This window comes from Paraburkholderia sp. J67, from assembly GCF_905220265.1.
Classification (GTDB): domain Bacteria; phylum Pseudomonadota; class Gammaproteobacteria; order Burkholderiales; family Burkholderiaceae; genus Paraburkholderia.
In genome coordinates this window covers 164,187-186,867 of sequence record NZ_CAJMZK010000014.1, presented here as the reverse complement: position 1 = coordinate 186,867, position 22,681 = coordinate 164,187, and the positions used below count along the sequence as shown (strand labels likewise).

18 protein-coding genes are annotated in these 22,681 nt (G+C 64.2%); 4 read left to right on the top strand and 14 right to left on the bottom strand.

The window, feature by feature from the left end:
- Positions 1-20 precede the first annotated feature (20 nt).
- From U5782_RS24270 to U5782_RS24255, 4 genes are all read right to left on the bottom strand, one after another.
- The gene (locus tag U5782_RS24270; protein ID WP_322046423.1) at positions 21-947 is read right to left on the bottom strand and encodes a LysR family transcriptional regulator; all 927 of its coding nucleotides are present in this window, start codon (positions 945-947) and stop codon (positions 21-23) included.
- 120 nt (positions 948-1,067) lie between these two features.
- Entirely contained in the window at positions 1,068-2,588 is a 1,521-nt protein-coding gene (locus U5782_RS24265) for an efflux transporter outer membrane subunit (protein ID WP_322046422.1), read from the bottom strand.
- Positions 2,581-5,736, bottom strand: a complete 3,156-nt coding sequence (locus U5782_RS24260) for an efflux RND transporter permease subunit (RefSeq protein WP_322046421.1) — start codon at positions 5,734-5,736, stop codon at positions 2,581-2,583. The genes U5782_RS24265 and U5782_RS24260 overlap by 8 nt, the downstream gene beginning before the upstream one ends.
- Before the next feature lie 11 nt (positions 5,737-5,747).
- Positions 5,748-6,995, bottom strand: coding sequence for an efflux RND transporter periplasmic adaptor subunit (locus tag U5782_RS24255; protein WP_415914400.1), 1,248 nt, complete (start codon positions 6,993-6,995; stop codon positions 5,748-5,750).
- 292 nt (positions 6,996-7,287) lie between these two features.
- On the opposite strand from U5782_RS24255, the gene U5782_RS24250 reads away from it, so the two are divergent.
- A complete protein-coding gene (locus U5782_RS24250; protein WP_322046420.1) occupies positions 7,288-7,968 on the top strand; it encodes a TetR/AcrR family transcriptional regulator in 681 nt (226 codons plus the stop codon).
- On the opposite strand, the gene U5782_RS24245 is transcribed toward U5782_RS24250, so the two are convergent.
- From U5782_RS24245 to U5782_RS24210, 8 genes are all read right to left on the bottom strand, one after another.
- Positions 7,947-9,218 carry an ATP-binding protein gene (locus U5782_RS24245; protein ID WP_322046419.1) on the bottom strand — a complete coding sequence of 424 codons (1,272 nt, stop codon included), beginning with the start codon at positions 9,216-9,218 and terminating at the stop codon, positions 7,947-7,949. The two genes, U5782_RS24250 and U5782_RS24245, sit on opposite strands and share 22 nt — an antisense overlap.
- On the bottom strand, positions 9,202-9,936 hold the full coding sequence (locus U5782_RS24240; RefSeq protein ID WP_322046418.1) for a response regulator: 735 nt from the start codon (positions 9,934-9,936) through the stop codon (positions 9,202-9,204). The genes U5782_RS24245 and U5782_RS24240 overlap by 17 nt, the downstream gene beginning before the upstream one ends.
- 160 nt (positions 9,937-10,096) lie before the next feature.
- A complete protein-coding gene (locus tag U5782_RS24235; protein WP_322046417.1) occupies positions 10,097-11,425 on the bottom strand; it encodes a type II toxin-antitoxin system HipA family toxin in 1,329 nt (442 codons plus the stop codon).
- A gap of 3 nt (positions 11,426-11,428) precedes the next feature.
- The gene (locus U5782_RS24230; protein ID WP_322046416.1) at positions 11,429-11,695 is read right to left on the bottom strand and encodes a helix-turn-helix transcriptional regulator; all 267 of its coding nucleotides are present in this window, start codon (positions 11,693-11,695) and stop codon (positions 11,429-11,431) included.
- A 127-nt stretch (positions 11,696-11,822) separates the two neighbouring features.
- Positions 11,823-13,202 carry an LLM class flavin-dependent oxidoreductase gene (locus U5782_RS24225; RefSeq protein WP_322046415.1) on the bottom strand — a complete coding sequence of 460 codons (1,380 nt, stop codon included), beginning with the start codon at positions 13,200-13,202 and terminating at the stop codon, positions 11,823-11,825.
- A complete protein-coding gene (locus U5782_RS24220) occupies positions 13,202-14,479 on the bottom strand; it encodes an SfnB family sulfur acquisition oxidoreductase (protein WP_322046414.1) in 1,278 nt (425 codons plus the stop codon). The genes U5782_RS24225 and U5782_RS24220 overlap by 1 nt, the downstream gene beginning before the upstream one ends.
- A gap of 36 nt (positions 14,480-14,515) precedes the next feature.
- Positions 14,516-15,778, bottom strand: a complete 1,263-nt coding sequence (locus U5782_RS24215) for an SfnB family sulfur acquisition oxidoreductase (RefSeq protein WP_322046413.1) — start codon at positions 15,776-15,778, stop codon at positions 14,516-14,518.
- Positions 15,779-15,904: 126 nt separating this feature from the next.
- A complete protein-coding gene (locus tag U5782_RS24210) occupies positions 15,905-17,458 on the bottom strand; it encodes an MFS transporter (protein ID WP_322046412.1) in 1,554 nt (517 codons plus the stop codon).
- Positions 17,459-17,719: 261 nt separating this feature from the next.
- On the opposite strand from U5782_RS24210, the gene U5782_RS24205 reads away from it, so the two are divergent.
- On the top strand, positions 17,720-18,562 hold the full coding sequence (locus U5782_RS24205; RefSeq protein ID WP_322046411.1) for a MetQ/NlpA family lipoprotein: 843 nt from the start codon (positions 17,720-17,722) through the stop codon (positions 18,560-18,562).
- Positions 18,563-18,591: 29 nt separating this feature from the next.
- On the opposite strand, the gene U5782_RS24200 is transcribed toward U5782_RS24205, so the two are convergent.
- Entirely contained in the window at positions 18,592-19,473 is an 882-nt protein-coding gene (locus U5782_RS24200) for a LysR family transcriptional regulator (protein ID WP_322046410.1), read from the bottom strand.
- A 221-nt stretch (positions 19,474-19,694) separates the two neighbouring features.
- Here U5782_RS24200 and U5782_RS24195 point away from each other — a divergent pair, with 221 nt between their 5' ends.
- Both U5782_RS24195 and U5782_RS24190 read left to right on the top strand, forming a co-directional pair.
- The gene (locus tag U5782_RS24195) at positions 19,695-20,393 is read left to right on the top strand and encodes an SDR family NAD(P)-dependent oxidoreductase (protein ID WP_322046409.1); all 699 of its coding nucleotides are present in this window, start codon (positions 19,695-19,697) and stop codon (positions 20,391-20,393) included.
- A 136-nt stretch (positions 20,394-20,529) separates the two neighbouring features.
- Positions 20,530-20,910: a DUF427 domain-containing protein gene (locus tag U5782_RS24190; protein WP_322046408.1), complete on the top strand. Its 381-nt coding sequence runs from the start codon at positions 20,530-20,532 to the stop codon at positions 20,908-20,910.
- A gap of 18 nt (positions 20,911-20,928) precedes the next feature.
- Here the strand turns inward: U5782_RS24190 and U5782_RS24185 are convergent, their stop codons facing one another.
- Entirely contained in the window at positions 20,929-22,302 is a 1,374-nt protein-coding gene (locus tag U5782_RS24185; RefSeq protein WP_322046407.1) for an MFS transporter, read from the bottom strand.
- Positions 22,303-22,681 lie beyond the last annotated feature (379 nt).

Here is a 22,681-nt window from a genome sequence, read left to right as displayed (position 1 = left end):
CCAATAAAAATCCACGCACTTCAAGCCCGAGCATACTGATGCTTGATCAACTCCTCAGCAAATGAAGCAAACCGCTGCACCACAACCCGCGGTTTCATAGTCCGAGACTGCGCAATCCCAAGCGTAGTAGCAACGACCTTCTCCTTAAACCGCTTCACGACAAAATCTTCCCCATCAACAGTCTGAGTAGACTTAAGCGGAAAATTCAGAATACTGTAACCCAGCCCATTAGCCACCATCCCGCGCACGACTTCAGGCTGAGAAGACCGAAAAACCGGCACAGGCCGCTGCCCAATCGAATCGAAGAGCGAAGAAAAATACTCGCGACTATGAGGCAGATCGAGCATCACATACGGTTCGTCCACGAGATTAGCAATAGAAACCGCTCGATGCTGCGCAAGCGGATGCTTACTAGGCAGAATCACATAAGGCGGCAACCGCACCAACGGCCGAAAATCAATATCATCGGTGAGATCAATATCGTAAGTCAGCGCAATATCTAGCGACCCGTCATGCAGCCCTTTGAACAGATCGTCCTGATGCCCTTCAATGGTCTTGAAAGCAATACCAGCATGATCGGCAAGAAATCGACTAATCAGTCCAGACAGCAACGGCGGCGCAAGCGAAACCAGACACCCCAGCGCAATCGTCCCCGACATCCCCGTATCGAGCCCCCGCGCAACCGACTGAAGCTCTTCCGCGTTCTTCAGCAGATCCCGCGTCTTGCCGAGAATTTCACGCCCGGCCTGTGTAAGCGACAAACCTGCCGCATGATGCCGAATAAAAAGTTGAATGCCGAATGCGTCCTCAAGCTCGGAGATCGCACTGGAAATGGAAGGCTGCGAAATATGCATCAGCCGCGCGGCCGATGTGAACGACAGCGTTTCCGCCGCCGTCACGAAGTAGCGCAACTGGCGCAGGGAGAAGTTGAGTCGGGAGCTTTCCATATCACGCGAGGCTGGGCAAAAGAATGGCGATAACGATGTGTTATCACGCCAGAATTCCGCGTGCAGGGCAAGTCATGGAAACGACACTTGCCCCGCACGCGGAAAACGCCCCTGCCTCGCTTACTGGACCGCGCCAGCGTGTGATTGCGAGGCGTCCATCGCCGTATGATCGGAATCAGCGTTGCGCGGCTTGTCGCCAGTGTTGGCGATCCAGCCGCCGCCCAGGTACTGGTACAGATCAACCAGGTTAGTGAGCCGGTCGAGATTCGCGCTGATCAGCGACTGCTGCGCCGTATACAGATCACTTTGCGCGGTCAGCACCGAAAGGTAGCTGTCAACGCCGTTGCGATAACGCAGGTCGGAAAGTGTATAGCGACGCTGCTGGCTCTCGGTGTACGCGCGCAGATCGCTAATCTGCGTGTCGTAGGTGCCGCGCGCCGCGAGACCATCCGCCACTTCGCGGAACGCCGTCTGGATAGCCTTTTCGTAGGCCGCCACGTCTTCGTCCTTTTCGAGCTTCGCCACATCGAGGCTCGCCTTGTTCGCACCGCCTTCGAAGATCGGCATCGTGATCGTCGGGCCGAAGTCCCACGCAAGCTGACCCGGCTTGAAGAGCGAGCCCAGGCTCGCGCTCGCATAGCCGAACTGCCCGGTCAGGCTGATGCTCGGGAAGAACGCCGCGCGCGCCGCGCCAATATTGGCGTTGGCAGCCTTGAGCGTTTCTTCCGCTTCGAGAATATCCGGGCGACGCGTGAGCAGCGTGCTCGGCAGGTCGGCGGGTATATCGGCGAGCAGGTCCTGCGAATCGAGCGGCAGGCCCGCAGGCAGATCGGCGGGCAACGGCGCGCCCACCAGCAGCACGAGCGCATTTTCCGCCTGCGCGCGCAGACGCAACTGGCTCTCGTAGTTCGCATGCGCTTCTTGCATGGTGCCCGCGGCTTCGCGCAGATCGAGTTCGGAACCCGTACCCGTGTCGTATTCGACCTTGGTGAGTTCATACGACTTCTGGGCCGAATCGAGCGTCGCCTTCGTGACCTTGAGCGAATCGTCGTAAGCGATCATCGTCAGGTACTGGTCGGCCACTTCGGAGACCAGGGTGATCTCCGCCGCCTTGCGTGCCTCGGCCGTCGACAGATAGGTATGCAGCGCCTGATTCGAGAGGCTGCGTACCTTGCCGAAGAAGTCGAGTTCCCACGACGCGCCCGCCGCTGCCTCGTAATCGGCCGATACCGTCGCACGGCCAGTCTCGGACAGATTGGCAGGCGTGCGCGTGCGGGTGCCCGTGCCGGTCGCATCGAGCGTCGGCAACAGGTTCGCGCGCTCGATGCGGTACTGCGCACGCGCCTGCGCCACCTTCAGCACCGACACGCGCAGATCGCGGTTGTTTTGCAGCGACAACTCGATGATCTTTTGCAGGCGCGGGTCCTTGAAGAAGTCGCGCCAGCCGATGTCGACGGCTGCGTGCCCCTGCGCGCTGCGCGCGCCATCGGTGGGCTGGCTGTCGTAGGCCGCCCCGGTCGGATACGCGGACGACACCGGCGCAGCCGGTTGCGTGTAGTGCGGCTCCAGCGTACAGGCCGAGGTGAGGCAAGCGACTGCCACGGCCAGCGCGCTCAACGTAAGCGTATTGAGCTTATTCATGGCCGTCCTCCTGTGCGGGCGCGGCATCGGCTTCACCGTGCTTTGCGCTGCTGAATTTGGATCGAATGACCACATAGAACATCGGAATCATGAAAATGGCGAGGAAAGTGGCGGTGAACATGCCGCCGATCACGCCCGTGCCGATCGCGTGCTGGCTGGCCGAACCCGCGCCATTGCTGATCGCCAGCGGCAGCACGCCCAGCACGAAGGCCATCGACGTCATCAGGATCGGGCGCAGGCGCAGGCGCGCCGCTTCCAATGCCGCGGCAACCGCCGACATGCCCTGCTGTTCCTGCAACTCGCGCGCGAATTCCACGATCAGGATCGCGTTCTTCGCGGAGAGGCCCACGGTCGTCAGCAGACCCACCTGGAAGAACACGTCGTTTTCGAGCCCACGCATCGTCACTGCAAGCAATGCGCCGATCACGCCGAGCGGCACCACCAGAATCACCGCGAACGGAATCGACCAGCTTTCATAGAGTGCGGCGAGACACAGGAACACCACGAGGATCGAGATGGCGTAGAGGAACGGCGCCTGGCTGCCCGACTGGATTTCCTGGAACGAGAGGCCCGTCCACGAATAGCCAATGCCGGCCGGCAGTTTCGCCGCAAGCTGCTCCATCGCGTTCATCGCCTGGCCGGTCGATTTGCCCGCTGCGGCCTGCCCCTGGAGTTCCAGCGACGCGATACCGTTGTAGCGTTCGAGCTTGGGCGAACCGAAAGTCCATTTGCCCTTGGCGAAGGCGTTGAACGGCACCATCGTGCCCGACGAGCCACGCACGTACCAGCGGCCCAGATCGTCCGGGTTCATGCGGTACGGTGCATCGGCCTGCACGTAGACGCGCTTGATCCGGCCATCGGTGTCGAGGAAGTTGTTGATGTACTTCGAACCCCACGCGATCGAAAACGTGTCGTCGATATCGGACGCGGCGACGCCCATCGATTCGGCCTTCTCACGATCGATATCGACCTTGTATTGCGGCGTATCGTTCAGGCCGTTCGGGCGCACCAGCGCGAGATTCGGGTCCTTCGCGGCCATCGCGAGCAACTGGTTGCGCGCCGCCATCAGCTTTTCGTGGCCAAGCGACGCGTTGTCGGTCAGCTCGAAGTCGAAGCCCGAGGCCGTGCCCAGTTCCGGAATCGAAGGCGGATTGATCGGGATGATCATCGCGTCCTTGTCATTGGCGAAGTGCTTGAACACGCGGCCCACCAAGGCCTGGACCTTCTCGTTGGCCGCGCGGCGCTTCGAGAAGTCCTTCATCTGCACGAACACCATGCCCGAGTTTTGCCCGCGGCCCGCGAAGTTGAAGCCGTTGACCGTGAACACGGATTCCACGACGTTCTTCTCGTCCGTGAGCAGATAGTCAGTCACTGCCTTGAGCGAGCGCGCCGTGGTTTCCTGGGTCGAGCCAGCCGGGGTCTGCACCTGCACGTACATCGTGCCCTGGTCCTCGTCGGGCAGGAACGACTTCGGCAGACGCACGAACAGCACGCCTACGCCCACGATCACGGCGAGGTAGATCACGAACCAGCGCGAGGAACGGCGAATGACGTGCTGCACGCCGCCGTGATACTTGTCGCGGCCCTTGTCGAAGGTGCGGTTGAACCAGCCGAAGAAACCCTTCTTCTCGTCGTGATGGCCCTTCGGGATCGGCTTGAGAATGGTCGCGCACAGTGCGGGCGTAAGAATCAGCGCGACGAGCACGGACAGCACCATCGCGGCCACGATCGTCAGCGAGAACTGGCGATAGATGGCCCCGACCGAGCCGCCCGAGAATGCCACCGGTACGAACACGGCCGAGAGCACCAGCGCCACACCCACCAGCGCGCCCGTAATCTGGCCCATCGCCTTGCGGGTCGCTTCCTTGGGTGGCAAGCCCTCTTCCACCATCACGCGCTCGACGTTTTCGACCACCACGATCGCGTCGTCCACCAGCAGGCCGATCGCCAGCACGAGGCCGAACATGGAGAGCGTGTTGATCGAGAAGCCCACCGCGCTCATGACCGCGAACGTACCCAGCAGCACCACGGGCACCGCGATCGTCGGGATCAGCGTCGCCCGCAGGTTTTGCAGGAACAGGTACATCACGAGGAACACCAGCACGATGCCTTCGAAGAGCGTCTTGACCACTTCCTCGATCGACAGGCGCACGAACGGCGTGGTGTCGTACGGGTACTTCACGACGAGGCCGTGCGGGTAGTTCTTCGACAGTTCCGCGAGTTTGGCCTTCACCAGCTTTTCGGTTTGCAGCGCGTTGGCGCCGGTCGCAAGCTGGATGCCGAAGCCGGCTGCGGGTGCGCCGTCGTACTTGGTGTCGAAGTTATAGTTTTCGCCGCCCAGTTCGATACGCGCCACATCCTTCAGGCGTACCTGCGAGCCGTCCTGGTTCACCTTCAGCAGTACGTTGCCGAATTCTTCCGGAGTCCGAAGGAACGATGCTTCGGTGATGGTCGCCTGCATCGCCTGGCCCTTGACCGCCGGCGTGCCGCCGATCGAACCCGCCGCCACCTGGACGTTCTGGTTCGTGATCGCGGTTTCGACGTCGACGGGGGTCAGCGCGAACTTGTTGAGCTTGTCGGCGTCGAGCCACACGCGCATCGAAAACTGCGTACCGAACAGCGTGACCGTGCCCACGCCGTCCACACGGCTCAGCGGGTCTTCGATATGCGAAGCCACGTAGTTCGCGAGGTCGTAGCGGTCCATGCTGCCGTCGGCGGACACGAAGGCCATCACCATCAGGAAGCTGTTGCTGGATTTCGTGACCTTGATGCCGGCTTCCTGCACCACGGTCGGCAGCACCGGCGTGGCGAGTTGCAGCTTGTTCTGCACCTGCACCTGCGCAATGTCAGGGTTGGTGCCTGCCGCGAAGGTCAGCGTGATCGTGGCCGTGCCCGAATCGTCGGACGTCGATGACATATACAGCAGATGGTCGAGGCCGCTCATCTGCTGCTCGATCACCTGGGTCACGGTGTCTTCGACGGTCTTCGCCGAAGCGCCCGAGTAGCTCGCGCTGATCTGGATGGAAGGCGGCGCGATCGTCGGATACTGCGCCACCGGCAAGTTGAAGATGGATGCCAACCCCGCCATCATCAGGATGATCGCGATCACCCAGGCGAAGATGGGTCTGTCTATGAAAAATCGAGCCATTTATTGCAACCTCACACTGCGCCAGACGCGGCCACGGGTGCCGAAGCAGCGGCCGGAGCAGCAGCGGTAGCAGCGGGCGCCGTCGGCGTCACGCCTTGATCGACGGCATGCACCGTCTCGCCCGGCTGCACCTTCATGCCGCCAGCGATCACGACGCGGTCGCCTTCGGCGAGACCCTTTTCGATGACCCAGTTGTCGTTCGTCACGCCGCCCGTGGTGAGCTGGCGCAATTCAATCTTGTTCTGGGCGTTGACGACGAGCGCCGTCGCGTTGCCCTTCTGGTCGTGCGCAACAGCCGCTTCCGGCAGCAGCACGGCCTGCTCGTTGTAGCCCTCGTCGATACGCGCGCGCACATACATGCCAGGCAGCAGCACGTTCTGCGGATTGTCGAAGGTGGCACGCACGGTGACCGAGCCGGTGGTCTGATCGACCGTCACGTCGGAGAATTCGAGGTGACCGTCGCCCTGATACGGCTGACCATCTTCGAGAATCAGCTGAACCTTGGCGGCATGCGGGCCGGTCAGCGTGACCTTGCCTTCGGCGGCGGCGCGGCGCAGCTTCAGCCCATCGACGCTCGATTGCGTGAGGTCGACGTAGACGGGATCGAGTTGCTGAACGGTTGCAAGCTCGGTGGCGCCGCTCGACTGCACGTAAGCGCCCGGCGTCACCGACGACTTTCCGATGCGGCCCGAGATCGGCGAATACACCGTCGTGTAGCCGAGGTTGATCTTCGCGGTCTCGACGCTGGCGGCATCGGCTTCCACGTCGGCCTGCGCCTCGTCGGCGGACGCCACGGCGTTGTCGTAATCCTGCTTGCTGACCGCATTGGCCGCGACCAACACCTTGTAGCGATCGGCTTGCGCCTTCGCGGCGATCAGCGTCGCGCGCGCCTTGTCGAGCGCGCCCTTTGCGCTATCGAGCGAGGCGACATACGGCGCGGGGTCGATCTGATAGAGCAGTTGGCCCGCTTTCACCTGGCTGCCTTCGACGAAGGCGCGCTTGAGCACGATGCCCGTCGCGCGCGCCTGCACTTCGGCAACGAGATGCGCGCTCACGCGGCCAGGCAGTTCGACGGAAACGGGGACGGCGGTGGTCTGCACGCGCATTACGTTCACTTCAGGCGTAACGGCGGCGGTGGCTTGCGGCTTGTCCGAACAGGCGGCAAGTCCGATGGTGGCGCTGAGGGTGCACGCGAGTGCGATAGCGCGGAGTGTGGGCGTTCCCGGGGTGATGGCGTGAATTCCTGAATGTCTTGTCATATTCGCTAGAGGCGCGGCGGGCGCGTGGCCCGACTTGCTTACCAATCCATTAACAATTGCTTCACGCGGAATTTACGCCGCAACGCAGCACGCCGGGTTACGAGCCCAATGCTTCGTAAGATTCGCTAAGCAAACGCATAAAACGGCCTGATAAGATCGGCGCAACTCGATGCCCAACGTGCGCCCATGCCTTGCCGGAGCGGTCGCACAACGGGGTCGGATGCAATCTGCGCAAACGAGGCGCAGAGAATTTGAAGGGCTGTAACCAGCGCTGTTTTAGGGGCGGTTTGATATGAGAAGGACGAGGGAGCAGTCGCTCGCGTTACGCAAGACGTTGCTCGACTGCGCGGAGCAGATCTTCGCGCGCAAGGGATTCGCGCAGACCACGCTCGACGAGATCGCCGCCAAAGCCGGCGTCACGCGCGGCGCGATCTATGTGCATTTCAAGAGCAAGGCCGCCGTGTTCGAGGCGCTGTTCGAGCGGCCCGACCTCACGCTCGCGCCCTTCGATCTGCCTGCACGACCCGCCAGCGCGCGACCGATGGCATGGCTCGCGCAGGAACTGCGCGGCAAGCTCAAACGGATGTTGGGCAACCGCTCGGCGCGCCGTCTTTATGGCATCGCGCTCGCCGATGCCGAATCCGTGCGGCGCAATGCCGCGCTAGCCACCCGCATCGAATCGGCCGTGGCCAACGTGGAAGGCAAGATCGCCGACGTACTCAACGACGCGGCACAGTGCGGCGAGATCGATGTGACGCTCGACACGCATGCCTCGGCGCGCTTCATCTATGCAGCACTCACGGGCTTTTTCTGCCGCCAGCTTGCGGGCGGCCAACCCGGCGCCGACGATCTGCTCGTCGCGCGCGTGGTGGATACGGTGCTGTGCTGCGTACAGCTCAGCACTCCCGATCATATTTCCCCGCAGCCCGCGCCCCGCACCGGCACTGCCGTTCAACCCGCCTTGCGCGGATAGGGAAAGCTCATCGTCACGACGAGGCCGCCTTGCGCGGCATTGGATACGTCCATTGCGCCGTCGTGATGGCGCACGAGCCTGCGCACGATCGCAAGACCCAGGCCGCAGTGCGCTTCACCGCTGCGCGCCGCGTCGAGCCGCACGAAAGGCCGCTGCACGCGATGCAGGTCGGCTTCCGGCACGCCCGCACCCTGATCGCGCACACGCAGCACATAACGCCCCTCTTCCCGCGATGTCGACACGTCCACCGGCGGCTCGCCGTAGGTCAGCGCGTTTTCGATCAGGTTCGACAGGATGCGGTCGAGATCGACGGCGGGCAACTGAAAGCCCTCGCCCGCCTGAAGATCGAGCCTCACGAGTGCATCCTCGGCATTGTCTTCTTGCCCCGCGCCATAGTCGCGACGGCAATGCTCGTCCACGCCCACACACGTCGAGTGATTGACGCTCTCGCGCGCGAAGTCCAGAAACTGCGTGACGATACGCGACATGGACTCGGTCTCGCGCAGCAAGGCCGCACGGTCGGCGTCGGTGGTGAGTAGATCGGCGCGCAACTGCATGCGGGTGATTGGCGTGCGCAGATCGTGGGCGATGCCCGCCAGCATGATCGCGCGCTCGCGCTCCGCTTCCGCGAGTTCGCTCACCATGTCGTTGAAATCGCTCGCGAGTTCGCGCAACTCGCTGGGTCCGGCTTCGGCCACGCGATGCACGCCGCGGCCCACCCGGTATTCGCGTGCTGCCTTCGCGAGCGCACGCACGGGACGCTGCACCTGCCACGCAAAGATCACCGCCATCGCGACCGCGGCGATCAGCGTGAGCGCCGAAAATCCCATGAAATGGCTGAGTGGCGGCATGTAGCCCGGCATCACGACCCAGTACGACGAATTCTGGCGGCGCACCCAGACGACGCTGGTGTCCGGATCGACGACCACGTGGCTGCCCTGCCCGAGTCTGGGCCGCAGACTGTCTTCGAGCGGGCCATACGTGTCCGTGCAGGTGCCGGGGCAACCGGCGTCCACCGCGTGCTCCACGCCAACATAGTGGATACCGAGCGTATCCGCGACCTGTTCCGCGAGCACGTCGTCGCGGTCGCGCACTTGCGCGGCCAGCACGATATTGTTGATCGAGCGCTGCGCGTCGAGCTTCGCGCGCTGCTGGTCGATCAGCAGAAGCGCCATGAAATGCACGGCGACGATCAGGCCGACCGTCATCAGCGAAAGGCGGACGAACAGGGTGTCAAAGGTGCGCTTCATCGGCATCGTCGTCGGGAACGAACATATAGCCGACGCCGCGCATCGTCTGCAGACGGCGCGGGTTGGCGGGATCGACCTCGATCAGCCGGCGCAGGCGCCAGACCGGCACATCGATGCCGCGTTCGGTCACCGCCGCGCCCGGGCCATGCAGCAGATCGAGCAGGCGCGAGCGCGAGAGCGTTTCCATTGGATGCAGGGCGAACACTTCGAGCATGGCGTATTCGCTGCCCGTGAGCTTGATGGGCTCGCCATCGCGCAGCAGCGTGCGGGTCGCGAAGTTGAGTTCGAACGGGCCAAAGCGGCACGGAGCGCGGCGCTCGGGCGGCGCGCCGCGATCGGGGTCGCCCTGGCGGCGCAGCACGGCCCGAATGCGCGCGAGCAGTTCCTGCGGCATGAAGGGCTTGCCCAGGTAGTCGTCGGCGCCCAGTTCGAGACCGACTACGCGATCGGCGCCATCGGCACGCGCCGTGAGCATGATGACGGGAATACGATCGCCGCGCGCGCGCAACTCCTTGAGCGCGGTGAGGCCATCGACGCCCGGCATCATTACATCGAGCACGATCACGGACGGCCGTTCGCGTTCGAGACGGCGCTCCAGCTGCATCGCGTCGTGCAACACCGAAAACTCGATGTTCTGTTGCTGGAAGAACACGCGCAGGAGATCGCGCAGCGCTTCGTCGTCGTCCACCAGCAGGACTTGAAATTCAGGATCGGACATCGGGTGCGCCTCCGGGGACGGCAAGGCAACGGTCAACGTGCCGGCAAACGGTTTTTTGCAGCAGATTCAAGGGCAATGCTTGTGGGTGGATCAGGTGTGTAAGAGAGCTGCCTTCGTGACCCGGCGGGCCACGGCGACTATTTTGCCCTGGCGGAGAAACTCACGACGCCACGAGCCGCTGCGCCGAGAAGCGCAAGCCGTCGAAGAGCCGCTCGGCCACACGCGGCGGAAAGCCTTCAGGCAGCTTTGCAGCCACGGTTTCGATCACGGCGGGCGTGCGCTCGACGAGCCGCTCGATGATTGGCGCGGCATCCGGCCCGTAGTGGCACAGCTGCGCGGTGGCGTCGAAATGGGCGCGCTTCACGTCGCGCATGCGGTAGTGGCGGCTCTTGCCCCACACCGCCATGGCGAGCGTCGCCTTGTGCCACGACCATTGATTGCCGCCGTCGCCCTCCACCGGCCAGATCGACATGACGTCGTAGAGCGGCGCGAGCTGGAAGCGCCCGCCCGCCAGCAGACGCAAGCTGAAATTCTTCGCGTGGCCATCGGGCGCGGCCAGCATCCAGAAGGCGATCTGCGCGGCGAGAAAGGTTTCGATGTCCTCGCGCGCCGCCTGCGATTGGCGCAGCAACCCGGCGATCTCGCGCACGCCCGGGCCGCCCTGCGCCTCGTACTTGAAATGCGGCGCGACGCCCAGCGCCTGGCAGAAGTCTTCCTGCGGCAGACGCAGCAGCGCTCCGCTGCGCGAGACGGCGCGGTCGAAGCGCTCCACGGCCAGCACCTTCTGCGCGCCGAACGTAACGATATCCGCCGACGACACCGGCAGCCCATACGCCTTGAGCACGGCCAGACACAGCCACTCGTTTTCGACCGACGTATTGAAATCCACCTTGCGATGGCCGATGAACCCAAGCGGCAGCTTGAGGATGTGCGTCGTGGGCGTGGCCCCGTGCGGCAGCAGCCAGCGGCCCCCGTGATGGAGCAGCGCCGTCTTTTCCTGCGCGCCGGCCAGGGAAATGCGCAGTTCCTCCTCGGCGTCGCCGGTATCCGGCAGCACCACGCCAGAAGCCTCCAGCAACAGCCGCTCGATGGCGGCGGCGTCAAGCGGCGTGCCGTCGATGTACGCAAGCGGCGCAGGCGTCTCGTCCTCGTCGAGCAGTTGCACCGCGCCCACGCAGTCGCGCCCGATCGCCTTGAGCAGATCGAACGCGTCGAGAGAATCCGTGCGAAAGCGCGTCGCAATGCGCCGCCGGATCACGGTGCTATCGGGTAGCAGATTGTCGAAGTAGTCATAGACGCGCGCGCCGCGCAGCGGCCGCTCGCCCACGCCGAACGGGAGCGAGAGCGAAAGCGGCCGGCCCGCCTCCGAGGCCTTCCATGCGGCGTCGTAGCGCAGCTCGGCGTCACCCGATCCCGTGAGCGTCCAGGTGCCGACGCGCTCGCCATTGGCCCAGATCGACAACGTGCGTGAGTGCGATTTGCGACCCATGCGCTACCACTCCGGCCCGTCTTCGCGCAGCTCGTACTGCGGACCTTCGTCGCCGCGCGGCTGCACGCACAGTTCGAGCTCGTAGAGCGCGAACAGCGCCAGCATCTGGCTGAGCGAGATGCTGGCCGTGCCGGTGGTTTCCAGCGCCGAGAGCCGTGGCTGGCCGATGCCGAGCGAAGCCGCAGCCTGCGCCTGGGTCAGGCCGCGCTCCTTTCTGGCCGACAGCAGGATCTCGGCAAGCCCTGCCGGCGTCTGGACGATGATCTTCATGTGATATTCCTGTGAAGCATAAAGCGATTATATGCCTGCAGGCGATATCTTGACAATATCGCTTACAGGCATAAACAGGAAATATCACTGTTGCCAATATCATCGGCAACACACCAGGCCGCGCCGATCAGACCGATGCGGCGGCCTCCTGACGGAACGACGCCCCCGCATGCCGCTCGGGCAAGGTATCGCCCGCGCCGAACAGCTTGTGACGCAGCGAGCCCTCCTCATACGACGTCTTGTAGATCCCGCGATTCTGCAATTCGGGCACGATCAAATCGACAAAATCCTCGTAGCTTTCGGGCACCACCGTGCGGCTCAGATTGAAACCGTCGACATCGGCCTCATCGACCCATGCCTGCAACTCGTCCGCGACCTGCGCCGCACTGCCGACGATGGCGGGATAGCGCCCGCCCAGCTCGAACATCTCCAGCAGCGAACGACGCGTCCAGCCGTGCTGCTTCGCCGTACGGGTCGCCGACTCGATCGCATTGCCCGGCGTGTAATCGACCGGTTCGTCCAGATCGTACTGCGCGTAGTCGATGCCCGTGCTCGCCGCGAAATGCGCGAGCCCCGCCTCGCGGCTCACATACTGCCGATAGTCCGCGTACTTCTCGCGCGCCTCGCGCTCGGTTGCGCCCGGCACCACCGCCGCGCCGACGAACACCTTCACATCGTCCGGACGACGCCCCGCGCGCACCAGTTGCTCGCGCAACGCACGCACGGTCTCGCGCCCCACCGCGCGATTGGGCGGCGAAATGAACACGCATTCGGCATGACGCGCCGCGAAACGCTGCCCGCGCCCCGAACTGCCCGCCTGGAACAATACCGGTGTGCGCTGCGGCGACGGCTCGGCCAGATGGTAGCCATCGACGTTGTAGTAGCGCCCGGCATGCTGCACACGATGCACTTTCGCCGGGTCCGCGTAGACGCGCGCGGCCTTGTCGCGCCGCACGGCATCGGCCTCCCAACTGCCTTCCCAGAGCTTGTAGAGCACATCGAGATATTCGTCGGCGCGCTCGTAGCGCTCATCGTGCGGCAACTGCTCCGACACGCCCATCGCACGCGCCGCGCTATCGAGATAACCCGTCACGATATTCCAGCCGATACGCCCCTGCGTCAGATGATCGAGCGTGGAAAAGCGCCGCGCCAGCAGATACGGCGCCTCATACGTGAGATTCACCGTCACGCCGAAACCCAGATGCTGCGTGACCGCCGCCATCGCCGGCACCAGCAGCGTGGGATCGTTGACGGGCAACTGGATCGATTCGCGCAGCGTCACATCGACATTGCGCTGATAGACGTCGTAGACCCCCACGATATCGGCAAGAAACAGCCCGTCGAACAGGCCGCGTTCGAGCGTGCGCGCGAGATCGGTCCAGTACGCAATCGTCCGGTAGTCCGCTGAACGATCGCGCGGATGCGTCCACAAACCGTGATTGATATGACCCACGCAGTTCATGTTGAATGCGTTGAGCAGCACAGGTTTCTTTTTGTTTTGCGACATCACAAGGCTCCGTGGCGCGGCGGCAGCGCATCGTTCAGATAGAAGTTGCCGATCGCCTGGTATTTCCAGCGCACCGGGTCGTGCAGCGTGTGCGTGCGCGCGTTGCGCCAGAAGCGGTCGAGCCCGAGGCCGTCGAGCGTCGCCGCTGTGCCGGCGAGTTCGAACAGACGCGACCCTGCGTCGAGTGAAATAGTGGTCGTAAGCGCGCGAGCCTCGGCGACGGCAATCGAGGCCTCGGCGACCGTTTGTTCGTCGGGCGCGGCTTGCGCGGCGTCCACGTAACGGCCCGCGCGGCGTACCAGCGCTTCTGCGGCAGTCAAACGCGCGGACAGATCGCCGAATTGCACAATCGTGAGCGGATCGTCGGCGGCGCGTTCGACCTTCGCGTCGATCCACGGCCGCGAGCGCTCGCGCACGAAGCGCAGCGCCGCGTCGAACGCGCCGCGCGCCTGGCCCAGGTCTATCGCCGCGTGGAGGATCTGCGCGAGCGGCCCGATCGTAGTCGCACGTTCAAACGAAGTCTGGAATGGCACGATCCAGTCCGGCTCCACCCGCACGCCCTCGAACTGCACCGAGCCGCTGCCCGTTACGCGCTGGCCGAAACCGTCCCAGTCGTCCGTGATCGTCACGCCTTGCGCCGCGCGCGGCACGAACACGAGATACGTCACGTCGCGCCCGGCCTCCTCGCTCACCACCAGCGTCGGAATCCAGTGCGCGTAGAGCGCGCCCGTGCAGTAGAACTTGCGGCCGTCGATGCGCCAGCCCTGTGCGTCGCGCGACAGTCGCGTGCGGCGCGTGAAATCCTTGTGGCCGATCTCCGCGAGTGCATTGCCGAAACGATCGCCCGCGAGCACACGGTCATAAAAGAAACGCTGCTGTTGCGCGCTACCGCCCACGCGCAAGACTTCCAACGCGTAAAAATGATTCTGCGGAATCTGGCCGAGCGAGCCGTCCGCCGCCGCGATGGTCGCCGTAACCTCGGCCAGCGTGCCGTTTTTTACGCCAGGGCCGCCGTATTCGCGCGGCACGGTGATGGACCAGAGACCGCTCGCGACAAACGCATCGAGTTCGTCCCACGGCAAGCGGCGCTCATGATCGCGCAAGACGGCTTCACGGGCGAATTCACTGGCGAGGCGCTGGGCCTCGGCAATCGCGTGTGCATCGTCGTCGATGCGTGCCGGTCTTTGTGCAGGCGGCGATGCAACAGCAGCCTGCCCCGGCCGATCGCCCTGCTCGCTGCCGCGCTCGAGCAGCGCGGAAGAAATGTCGACATTCATGCTTCTATTCCCGATCGATACCTGTTCGATAACTGTTCAATTCCACGAATGCCGTGCGGGCAACGCGCCGTTCAGGTGATAGTTGCCCAACAGATGAAGCTTCCAGCGCACGGGATCGTGCAGCGTGTGCGTGCGCGCATTGCGCCAATGGCGGTCGAGGTTGTGCGCCGCGCGCGTGGCCGACGATCCCGCAAGTTCGAACAGCTTTTCGCTGGCTTCGAGGGCGATGCGCGTGGTCAGCACCTTCGCCGCCGCCACGGCCACCGAGGCGCGTGCGCTGCCCTGCGCGCTCAAACCCTGGTCATTGGCTTCAACCGCCAGTGCATCGAGCGTGCGGCCTGCATCGAGCAGGACTTCGCGCGCAGCGTGCAAGTCGATTTGCAGGCGGCCGATATCGGCGATGATGTACGGATCGTCGGCCGCACGTGCCACGCCCGAATCCATCCAGGGCCGCGCTCGCTCGCGCACGAAGGCAATCGCATCGGCCACCGCCGCTTCAGCGATGCCTTGATCGATGGCGGCTTGAATGATCTGCGAGGTCGGGCCGAAGAGACCGGGCCGATCGGCGAGTTGCCAGAGCGGCAGCACGTCCTGCGGATCGATCGCGACATTATCGAAACGCACCGTGCCGCTGGCCGTCGTTCGCTGTCCGAATGAACGCCAATCGTCGATCACCGTGAGGCCCGCTGCGTCGCGCGGCGCCCAGACCTGTACGGCGCGGCCTTCGTCATCGGCGGCGCGCGTGGGCACGCGATGCGCGAACAGCGCGCCGGTGGAATAGAAACGCTCGCCGCTCAGACGCAAGCCATCGGGCGTCGAGGAAAGACGCGTTGCGCCTTGCAGGATCGTGGGCGAAGCCGCCGAGCGCCGCTCGGGCCCCGCATTGCCAAAGCGATATCCAGCCAGCGCTTCGCCGTAGAATCTTTGCTTCTGCTCGGGCGAGCCGCTTTCGCGCAACAAGCCCAGCACACCGAAATGGTTTTGCGGAATCTGACCGAAAGCAGGATCGGCCGCGCACAGCAGCACGAATACTTCGGCAAGCGTTGCATAGGACACGTCTGCGCCACCGTACTCACGCGGCACAGTGATCGCACCCAGCCCGCTTTCGGACCAGCGCTCGAGTTCGTCCCACGGCAGCGCGCGCTCGCGGTCGCGCTGCGACGCGCCTGACGCTGCGCTTTGGGCGAGCACGCGGGCCGCTTCGAGTGCTTCGGCGTCGCTCGTAATGCGCCTCACGCGGCGCGGATCGGGAAGCCGCGGCACACGCGCCGCGGCGTTGGAGAAGTCACTAGTCGGCATGGCGATTCGAACTGACCTGATTTTGCGGCCCGCGCGGATGCTGTTGCACGGGTTCTGCCAATCATTTGAACAGTGCGAACTCCAATCCCCTACTAGTTATTCTGCGATTGCATATGACGTTATCGGCTATGCGCGCGAGCATGCGGGGCATTCATCGGCGCTCGCTTGCGCGCGAGCGTGACGCGCGGTGGCGGCCTCGCCGTAGTCTTCACCGTCGATGTCATAGCCCGACGGTTCCCAGCGGATCGCCAGCAACACGAGCAGCGACGTGAACGGCGCAATCGCGATCACCCAGAACACCTTGGTGCCGAGCGTCGCTGCCAGCACCGGGAAAAGAAACAGCGACACAGTTGAGGCCGAGCGCACCAGCGTCTGATTGAAGCCCACGCCAATGCCACGCAACGAAGTGGGATAGCTGAGCGACGCATAGGTCATCGAATGGGAGCCAGGACCGAAGCCCTGCCCGAACAGATACGCGCCCAGCAGCAGGATTGCGAGCGCAACGAACCCACCACTGGAGGGATGTCCGATCAAGGCAAGGCCAATCAGCGCGATCACCTGCAAGGTGTGACCGAGCACCGTCATCTTCCATGCGCCCACGGTGGGCGCGGTGCGCACACCAATCAAGCCGCCCACGAATGCGAACAATAGATTCAGAAGAAGCGACGCCACGATGGTCGTAAGCGGCCCCTGCTTCAAGAAGCTCGCGATAATCACGGGCAAGCCGAAAATGATGGCGTTATAGCCAAACGACGAAGCAGCGCCGATGGTCGCCGCAAGAATGGTACGGCGACGATACGTGGCGTTGAACAGCACGCCATAGTTGCGCCACGTGGCGCGCGGCACCTTTGCGCCCTGCGCTGCGGCTTCACCCTCATTGCGCTCGACCACCGCATCCACGCCCCACGAACGCTTGAGAATGCGCGCGGCTTCTTCGAGATCGCCCTGATTCGCGGCCCAGACCGGCGACTCGCTGATATAGCGGCGACGCACCAGAATAATGACGATCGCGGGCACGGCGCCAAAGGCGAGCGTCAGCCGCCAGAGCCAGTCCGTATGGTGCGCGGGCAGGATCGCATAGAGCCCGAGAATCAGCAGATAACAGGTACTGGTAGCCGCATACCAGGCGGGGCACCAGGCCGCCACGCTCGCCGCCTTGTTGCCGCGCCCCGCTACGCGCGAAAACTCGGCGAGAAAGGCCATCGCCACGGGCAGATCGAGCCCCACGCCGAAGCCCATGAGAAAGCGCGCGCCGCCGAGCACCCATGCGTTGGGCGCGAGACCCGCGATGATGGCAGCCACGACGAAGAACAGCATGTCGGCCATGAAGACGCGATAGCGCCCGATGCGGTCGGTCAGATAGCCGCCGAACAACGCCCCCAGAATCGCGCCGAACGTGATCGCGGCCGACACGAAGCCCACCTGCGCGGGCGTGAGCGCGAACTGGCGCGCGATGTCCTTCACGCCATAGGCGAGCGACGTGAGATCGTAGGCGTCGAGGAACACCCCGCCCAGCGCGATGGCGACCACGGCGCGTGTGCGGGTGCCTTGGGCCGGGCCGGTGTTCACGATGCGCGCAACGTCCTCGGCGCTACGAATGACCGTGTGGGGAGCCGCAGCGGCGGCGTTGGCGCGCGCGCCAAACCCGGCGTCGTGTGAAGGAACAGCAATGGTCGACATGAGCGAAACCCATCCAGATGGCATTCGCTGCATCGTAGACAGGGCCTCGCAGGCGGCCAAGCGACGTTTTTGCATATGCTTTGCGCAAAAACGCGGAAACTGCGGCGCGGCCACAGTGCAAGGGAATGACTCGCGCTTAACACGCTGCGCGAAATGCTAATGACGATCCGTGCGATAAACAACGCGCGCGAAATTGTTTGGCCGCGACGCAGCCACGCCCTAGCATCGGCCCATCTTTCACCACGTCACGGTTACACTTTCATGAACAAGAACAAGAGAACACTGCTGGCAACGGGGCTGGCCTCACTCGCAATCGTCGCTGGCGCCACGCTGGTGCCGTTCGCTCAGTCCGCCGCAGCAGCGGAACACACGGTGCGCGTGGGCATCATGTCGGGCGAGGACGAAGACGTGTGGCGCGTGGTCGCCGCCAATGCCGCGAAGCACGGCATCGAGGTCAAGGTGACGACGTTCGCCGACTACACGCAGCCGAACGAGGCGCTGTCGCAACACGATCTGGACGCGAACTCGTTCCAGCACAAGCCCTATCTGGATGCGCAGATCGCCGCCCGCCATTACGCCATCGTGCCCGTGGGCTTTACCTACGTGCAGCCGATCGGGCTCTATTCGCGCAAGCATGCTTCGCTGGCGGCCCTGCCCACCGGCGCGACCATCGGCGTGCCGAACGACCCCAGCAACGAAGGCCGCGCGCTATTGCTGCTGCAATCGTATGGCCTGATCAAGCTGCGTGACAATGTCGGCCTGTTGCCGACCGCGCACGATATCGCAAGCAATCCGAAGCAACTGAAGATCAAGGAACTCGACGCGGGTATCGTCGGCCGCGCCATCGGCGACCTGGACGCCGCCGTGATCAACACCGACTGGGCCATCAAGGCCGGCATCCGCATTCCGCAAGAGCGCATCGCGCAGGAGAAGGTGGACGGCAGTGCGTACCGCAACTTCATCGCCGTCAATGAGAAGGATGCCAACGCGCCGTGGGTGCGCGACCTTGTGGCGAGCTACCAGCAGCCGAACGTCGCCGCGAAGATCCTCGCGGTCTATCACGGCACCACGTTGCCGGCATGGAGCGGCGCGCCGCAGCAATAAGCGACGTGTAAGCCACTGGCGGGCTACGGTCACGACGGCGCCAGTTCGTCCAGGCGCGAAAGAAACAGCTTCAGGATGGGCGACGAATTCGCGCCGCTGTAGCCCACCACGAGATCGACGGTGGGCGCCTCCCCTTCAAGCGGGCGGCTCACCACCGACCAGGGCAGCAGGTTGTTCGCATACTCCGGCATCAGCGCAATCCCGCGCGTGGATGCCACCAGCGACATCGCCATGGCCAGATTGTCCACGCCATGCTCCGGCGTCACTTCCACCTTGTTGTCCCGCAGATACCGCTCGATAACGTCGTGCAGCACACGCGCCTTGTTCGACGCCATCACGAACGGCTCGCCAGCCAGATCGGCCGGGCGAATCGATTCGCGCGCCGTTAGCGGATGATCGCTCGGCATCAGCACGACCAACCGTTCGCGGTTCACCACGCGATATTCGAGGTCGTAACCCGGCTCCGCGCGCAGAAAACCCAGATCGAGCTTGCCGCGCGCGAGTGCGTCGGCCACGTCGGGCGAGTAATAGCTCGACACCGTCACGTCGATGCCCTGTAGTTCGTCGCGCAGCAACTGAAGCGCGCGCGGCAGCCATGTCATCTCCTGACCGGTCAGAAAACCTAGCGCAAACATCTGCCGAGCAGGCAGCGCCGCGCGCCGCGCCGCTTCGGCCGCCGCCTCCACCTGGGCGAGCGCGAGGCGCGCGTGATCGAGAAAGGCGCGCCCCGCCGCCGTCAACTCCACCCCGCGGGCGCTGCGCGTGAGGAGCGGCACGCCCACCTGATCTTCCAGATCGCGAATCTGCCGGCTCAGGGACGGCTGCGACGTGTAGAGCCGCTGCTCCGCCGCGACCGTGAGACTGCCGGTTTCCGCCACCGCCACGAAATAACGCAGGTGCCGCAATTCCATTGCCGTTTTCTCTTTGCGTGGGATTGCTCAGGATGAACGCGCATCATGCCTCGCAGGCATGCCGGTCAGCCTGCAAAGTCTTTTACCGATGCGCACGCGCGCACCTAGAGTAACGCATAAGGCCGGTTCGCGATGTTTGCACCACCTGCCGACACCACGTGAAGCCATCGCTCGCACGCATGCCCTTCGCGCCGCCTATGCTGACTCTGGGAGGATTCGCGATGCCGCAGCTTTCCGGCAAAACCGCACTCGTCACCGATGCTGCGCGTGGCGTCGGCCGCCTGATCGCCGTGACGCTGGCGCAGGAAGGCGCGCAGGTTCTGGCTCATTGCGCCGCCGGCGCGGCGGACGCGCAAGCGACCGTCGATGAAATCCGCGCAGCGGGCGGTAAAGCGCAGCCCTTGAGCGCCAATCTTCGCGAGGCAGACGGCGTGCATCGTCTGGCGCGGCGCGTGCGTTCGGTCGTGGGCGCCCGGCTCGATATTCTCGTGATGGGTGCGGGCTGTCTGGAGGCGGCACCCGATGAAACCCGCGCGCCCGCAGACTTCGACGACTCGATCACCGCGCACGTGCGCGCGCCGTGGCTGCTCGTACAGCAACTGCTGCCCGCCATGTGCAAAGGGAGCAGTGTCGTCCTGCTTTTGCCACACGAAGTAAGCGGCACGGCGGGAACGCTCACCGTACTGGCAGCGCATCGGGGCGCGCTGACCGCGCTTGTGCGCCACTTTGCGGCGGAGTGCGGCGCGCGCGGCATTCGTGTGAATGGATTGACGCCTGGCGAGCCTGCAGGCGACGTGGCGCGCGCCGTCACGTTCCTCGCGTCTGACGCCGCACGCGCAATCACGGGCGCGTCGTTGAACCCGGAATCGAGGTCGGCATCGGCAAACGGATTTCCGACCGGCTTTCCATTGCCCATTTAATCAGGCATCCAAACTTCATGGATCAGCACCCATTCCGGCTGTATCGCATTTTCGACCTACACTCCTGTGCAGCACGCGCAGGCCATCGCCATCGAACACTGATACGCCACGCCAATGTGGCGCAAAGGAGCACGACATGACCACGAAAACCGTCAAGATCCCCGGCCCCGACCATCCCATCACCATCGAGCGCCATCCGTCGCGCGTGATCGTCAAGGTAGCGGGCAAGACCATCGCCGATACGACCCGCGCATTGACCTTGCGCGAAGCGAGCTACCCGAGCGTGCTCTACGTGCCGCGCGAGGACGCCGACATGGCGCTCCTCTCGCGCACGGATCACACCACCTGGTGTCCCTACAAGGGCGACTGCGCGTACTACTCGATCGTGCCGGGCGGCGAGCGCTCGATCAATGCGGTCTGGACCTACGAGACGCCGCACGAAGCGGTCGCCCAGATCAAGGAGCATCTGGCGTTCTACCCGGATCGCGTCGATTCGATCGAGGAACGGCCGGCCTGAACACCGACGATCGAGCCTTCAGCGCGCCTTCTGCGCGGCCGGCACGCCGATCAGCAAGGCCGCGCCGCTCACCGCCAGCAAAGCGGCCAGCCCATAGAGCGCGTTATCCATGCTGCCCGTGTGCGTCTTGATGAGACCGATCGCCCACGGGCTCACGATGCCGCTCGTGATGCCGATGCTGCTGATGAGCGCGATGCCCGCGGCGGCCGACTTGCCCGAGAGGTAGGCAGGCGGCACGGCCCAGAAGATCGGCAGCGCGGCGAAGATCAGGACCGCGGCGATCGAGAGAATCGCGAGCATCGCCGCGAAACTGGCCAGGTGCAGCGTGAACAGCGAAAGCGCGACGGCGCCGCCAATCGTGCAGGCCGCGAAGTGCCAGCGGCGCTCGCCGCGACGGTCGGAGCGGCGCGCGATCAGCATCAGTCCTACAGCGCCAACCGCATTCGGAATCACCGTATAGAGGCTGATCGCGAGCACGTCATGCACGCCGAAGTCGCGAATCATCAGCGGCATCCAGAAGTTCAGCGTGAGCGACGCGCAGGTCAGCGAAAAATAGATGAACGCGAACAGATAGATGCGCGGATTGCCGAGCGCGGCGAACACTGCGCGCGACGAATGGGCGTGTGCTTGCGCACCCTCCGTGCCCGATTTGTCGTCGCGCTGGGCGATCAGACGGGCCTTTTCCGCATCGCTGAGCCAGCGCGCCTGCGTAGGGCCGTCCACCAGCCGGAACGCAGCCAACAGCCCGAGCAGCACGGCGGGCAGCCCTTCGATCGCAAACATCCAGCGCCAGCCTTCGAAGCCCATCGCGCCGTTCAGGTCGCGCATGATCCAGCCCGAGACGAGGCCGCCAAGCACGCCCGCCACGGCTACACCCGCGAAGAAGATCGAGAACACCGCGGCACGCCGGTGCGACGGAAACCAGTACGTCAGGTAAAGCACGATGCCGGGAAAGAAGCCCGCCTCGAACACGCCCAGCAGGAAGCGCAGCGCGTAGAAATGCGCGGGCGCGTGCACGAACATCATGCAGGTCGAGGCGATGCCCCAGAGCAGCATGATGCGCATGAAGGTGCGGCGCGCGCCGAAGCGCGCGAGGAGCAGATTGCTCGGCACTTCGCAGAGCACATAGCCCACATAGAAGATCGCGGCGCCCAGGCCGTACATCGCATCGCTAAAGCCAAGATCGTGCTTCATCTGCAACTGCGCGAAGCCGATGTTGATGCGGTCCAGAAACGACACGACATAGCAGACGAACAGAAACGGAATGACGCGCCAGGCGACCTTGCGGTACAGCAGGTCGTCGCTCGCCTGCGAGGCGGACTCGCCCGATACGGCGGCGTGCGGGGCGAACGACGGCTCGGACACGGAGTCCGTGACGATCAATTGGGGCATGAGCTTGTCTCCAAACATGCGGGCAACCCGCCTGGTGCGGATTACCGGTAGCGGCGTCTGATGCGCCTTTGTCGTGACCCGTCTGGCGGGCCGATCACGTGGCCCTCGCGTGCCCGGCTACTGCACCTTGCTGCAGCGCAGCAAGGTGCGTTTCCCGAGCCAATCGTCGAGTGACTACCGTTGGCGCATCATAGAAGCGAGCGAATTTATTTGTCAATAGCAAATCATTTCGCCAAAGGTAAACGATAAGACACCGGTGCGGCCACGCTCGTCGCAGTCGTGCCCGAGGCACGTCTATGCTTCGTCTGGTGTTCGTTCGCGCCTTGTCACGCCCTTCCCCTTACCTCGCGGCGCCCTTTTGGCGACGCATCCAGGAGAC

Bases quoted from the DNA above. Each gene is read 5' to 3' on its own strand.
- U5782_RS24270 (WP_322046423.1), bottom strand. From the start codon at position 947: ATGGAAAGCTCCCGACTCAACTTCTCCCTGCGCCAGTTGCGCTACTTC.
- U5782_RS24265 (WP_322046422.1), bottom strand. From the start codon at position 2,588: ATGAATAAGCTCAATACGCTTACGTTGAGCGCGCTGGCCGTGGCAGTC.
- U5782_RS24260 (WP_322046421.1), bottom strand. From the start codon at position 5,736: ATGGCTCGATTTTTCATAGACAGACCCATCTTCGCCTGGGTGATCGCG.
- U5782_RS24255 (WP_415914400.1), bottom strand. From the start codon at position 6,995: ATGACAAGACATTCAGGAATTCACGCCATCACCCCGGGAACGCCCACA.
- U5782_RS24250 (WP_322046420.1), top strand. From the start codon at position 7,288: ATGAGAAGGACGAGGGAGCAGTCGCTCGCGTTACGCAAGACGTTGCTC.
- U5782_RS24245 (WP_322046419.1), bottom strand. From the start codon at position 9,218: ATGAAGCGCACCTTTGACACCCTGTTCGTCCGCCTTTCGCTGATGACG.
- U5782_RS24240 (WP_322046418.1), bottom strand. From the start codon at position 9,936: ATGTCCGATCCTGAATTTCAAGTCCTGCTGGTGGACGACGACGAAGCG.
- U5782_RS24235 (WP_322046417.1), bottom strand. From the start codon at position 11,425: ATGGGTCGCAAATCGCACTCACGCACGTTGTCGATCTGGGCCAATGGC.
- U5782_RS24230 (WP_322046416.1), bottom strand. From the start codon at position 11,695: ATGAAGATCATCGTCCAGACGCCGGCAGGGCTTGCCGAGATCCTGCTG.
- U5782_RS24225 (WP_322046415.1), bottom strand. From the start codon at position 13,202: ATGTCGCAAAACAAAAAGAAACCTGTGCTGCTCAACGCATTCAACATG.
- U5782_RS24220 (WP_322046414.1), bottom strand. From the start codon at position 14,479: ATGAATGTCGACATTTCTTCCGCGCTGCTCGAGCGCGGCAGCGAGCAG.
- U5782_RS24215 (WP_322046413.1), bottom strand. From the start codon at position 15,778: ATGCCGACTAGTGACTTCTCCAACGCCGCGGCGCGTGTGCCGCGGCTT.
- U5782_RS24210 (WP_322046412.1), bottom strand. From the start codon at position 17,458: ATGTCGACCATTGCTGTTCCTTCACACGACGCCGGGTTTGGCGCGCGC.
- U5782_RS24205 (WP_322046411.1), top strand. From the start codon at position 17,720: ATGAACAAGAACAAGAGAACACTGCTGGCAACGGGGCTGGCCTCACTC.
- U5782_RS24200 (WP_322046410.1), bottom strand. From the start codon at position 19,473: ATGGAATTGCGGCACCTGCGTTATTTCGTGGCGGTGGCGGAAACCGGC.
- U5782_RS24195 (WP_322046409.1), top strand. From the start codon at position 19,695: ATGCCGCAGCTTTCCGGCAAAACCGCACTCGTCACCGATGCTGCGCGT.
- U5782_RS24190 (WP_322046408.1), top strand. From the start codon at position 20,530: ATGACCACGAAAACCGTCAAGATCCCCGGCCCCGACCATCCCATCACC.
- U5782_RS24185 (WP_322046407.1), bottom strand. From the start codon at position 22,302: ATGCCCCAATTGATCGTCACGGACTCCGTGTCCGAGCCGTCGTTCGCC.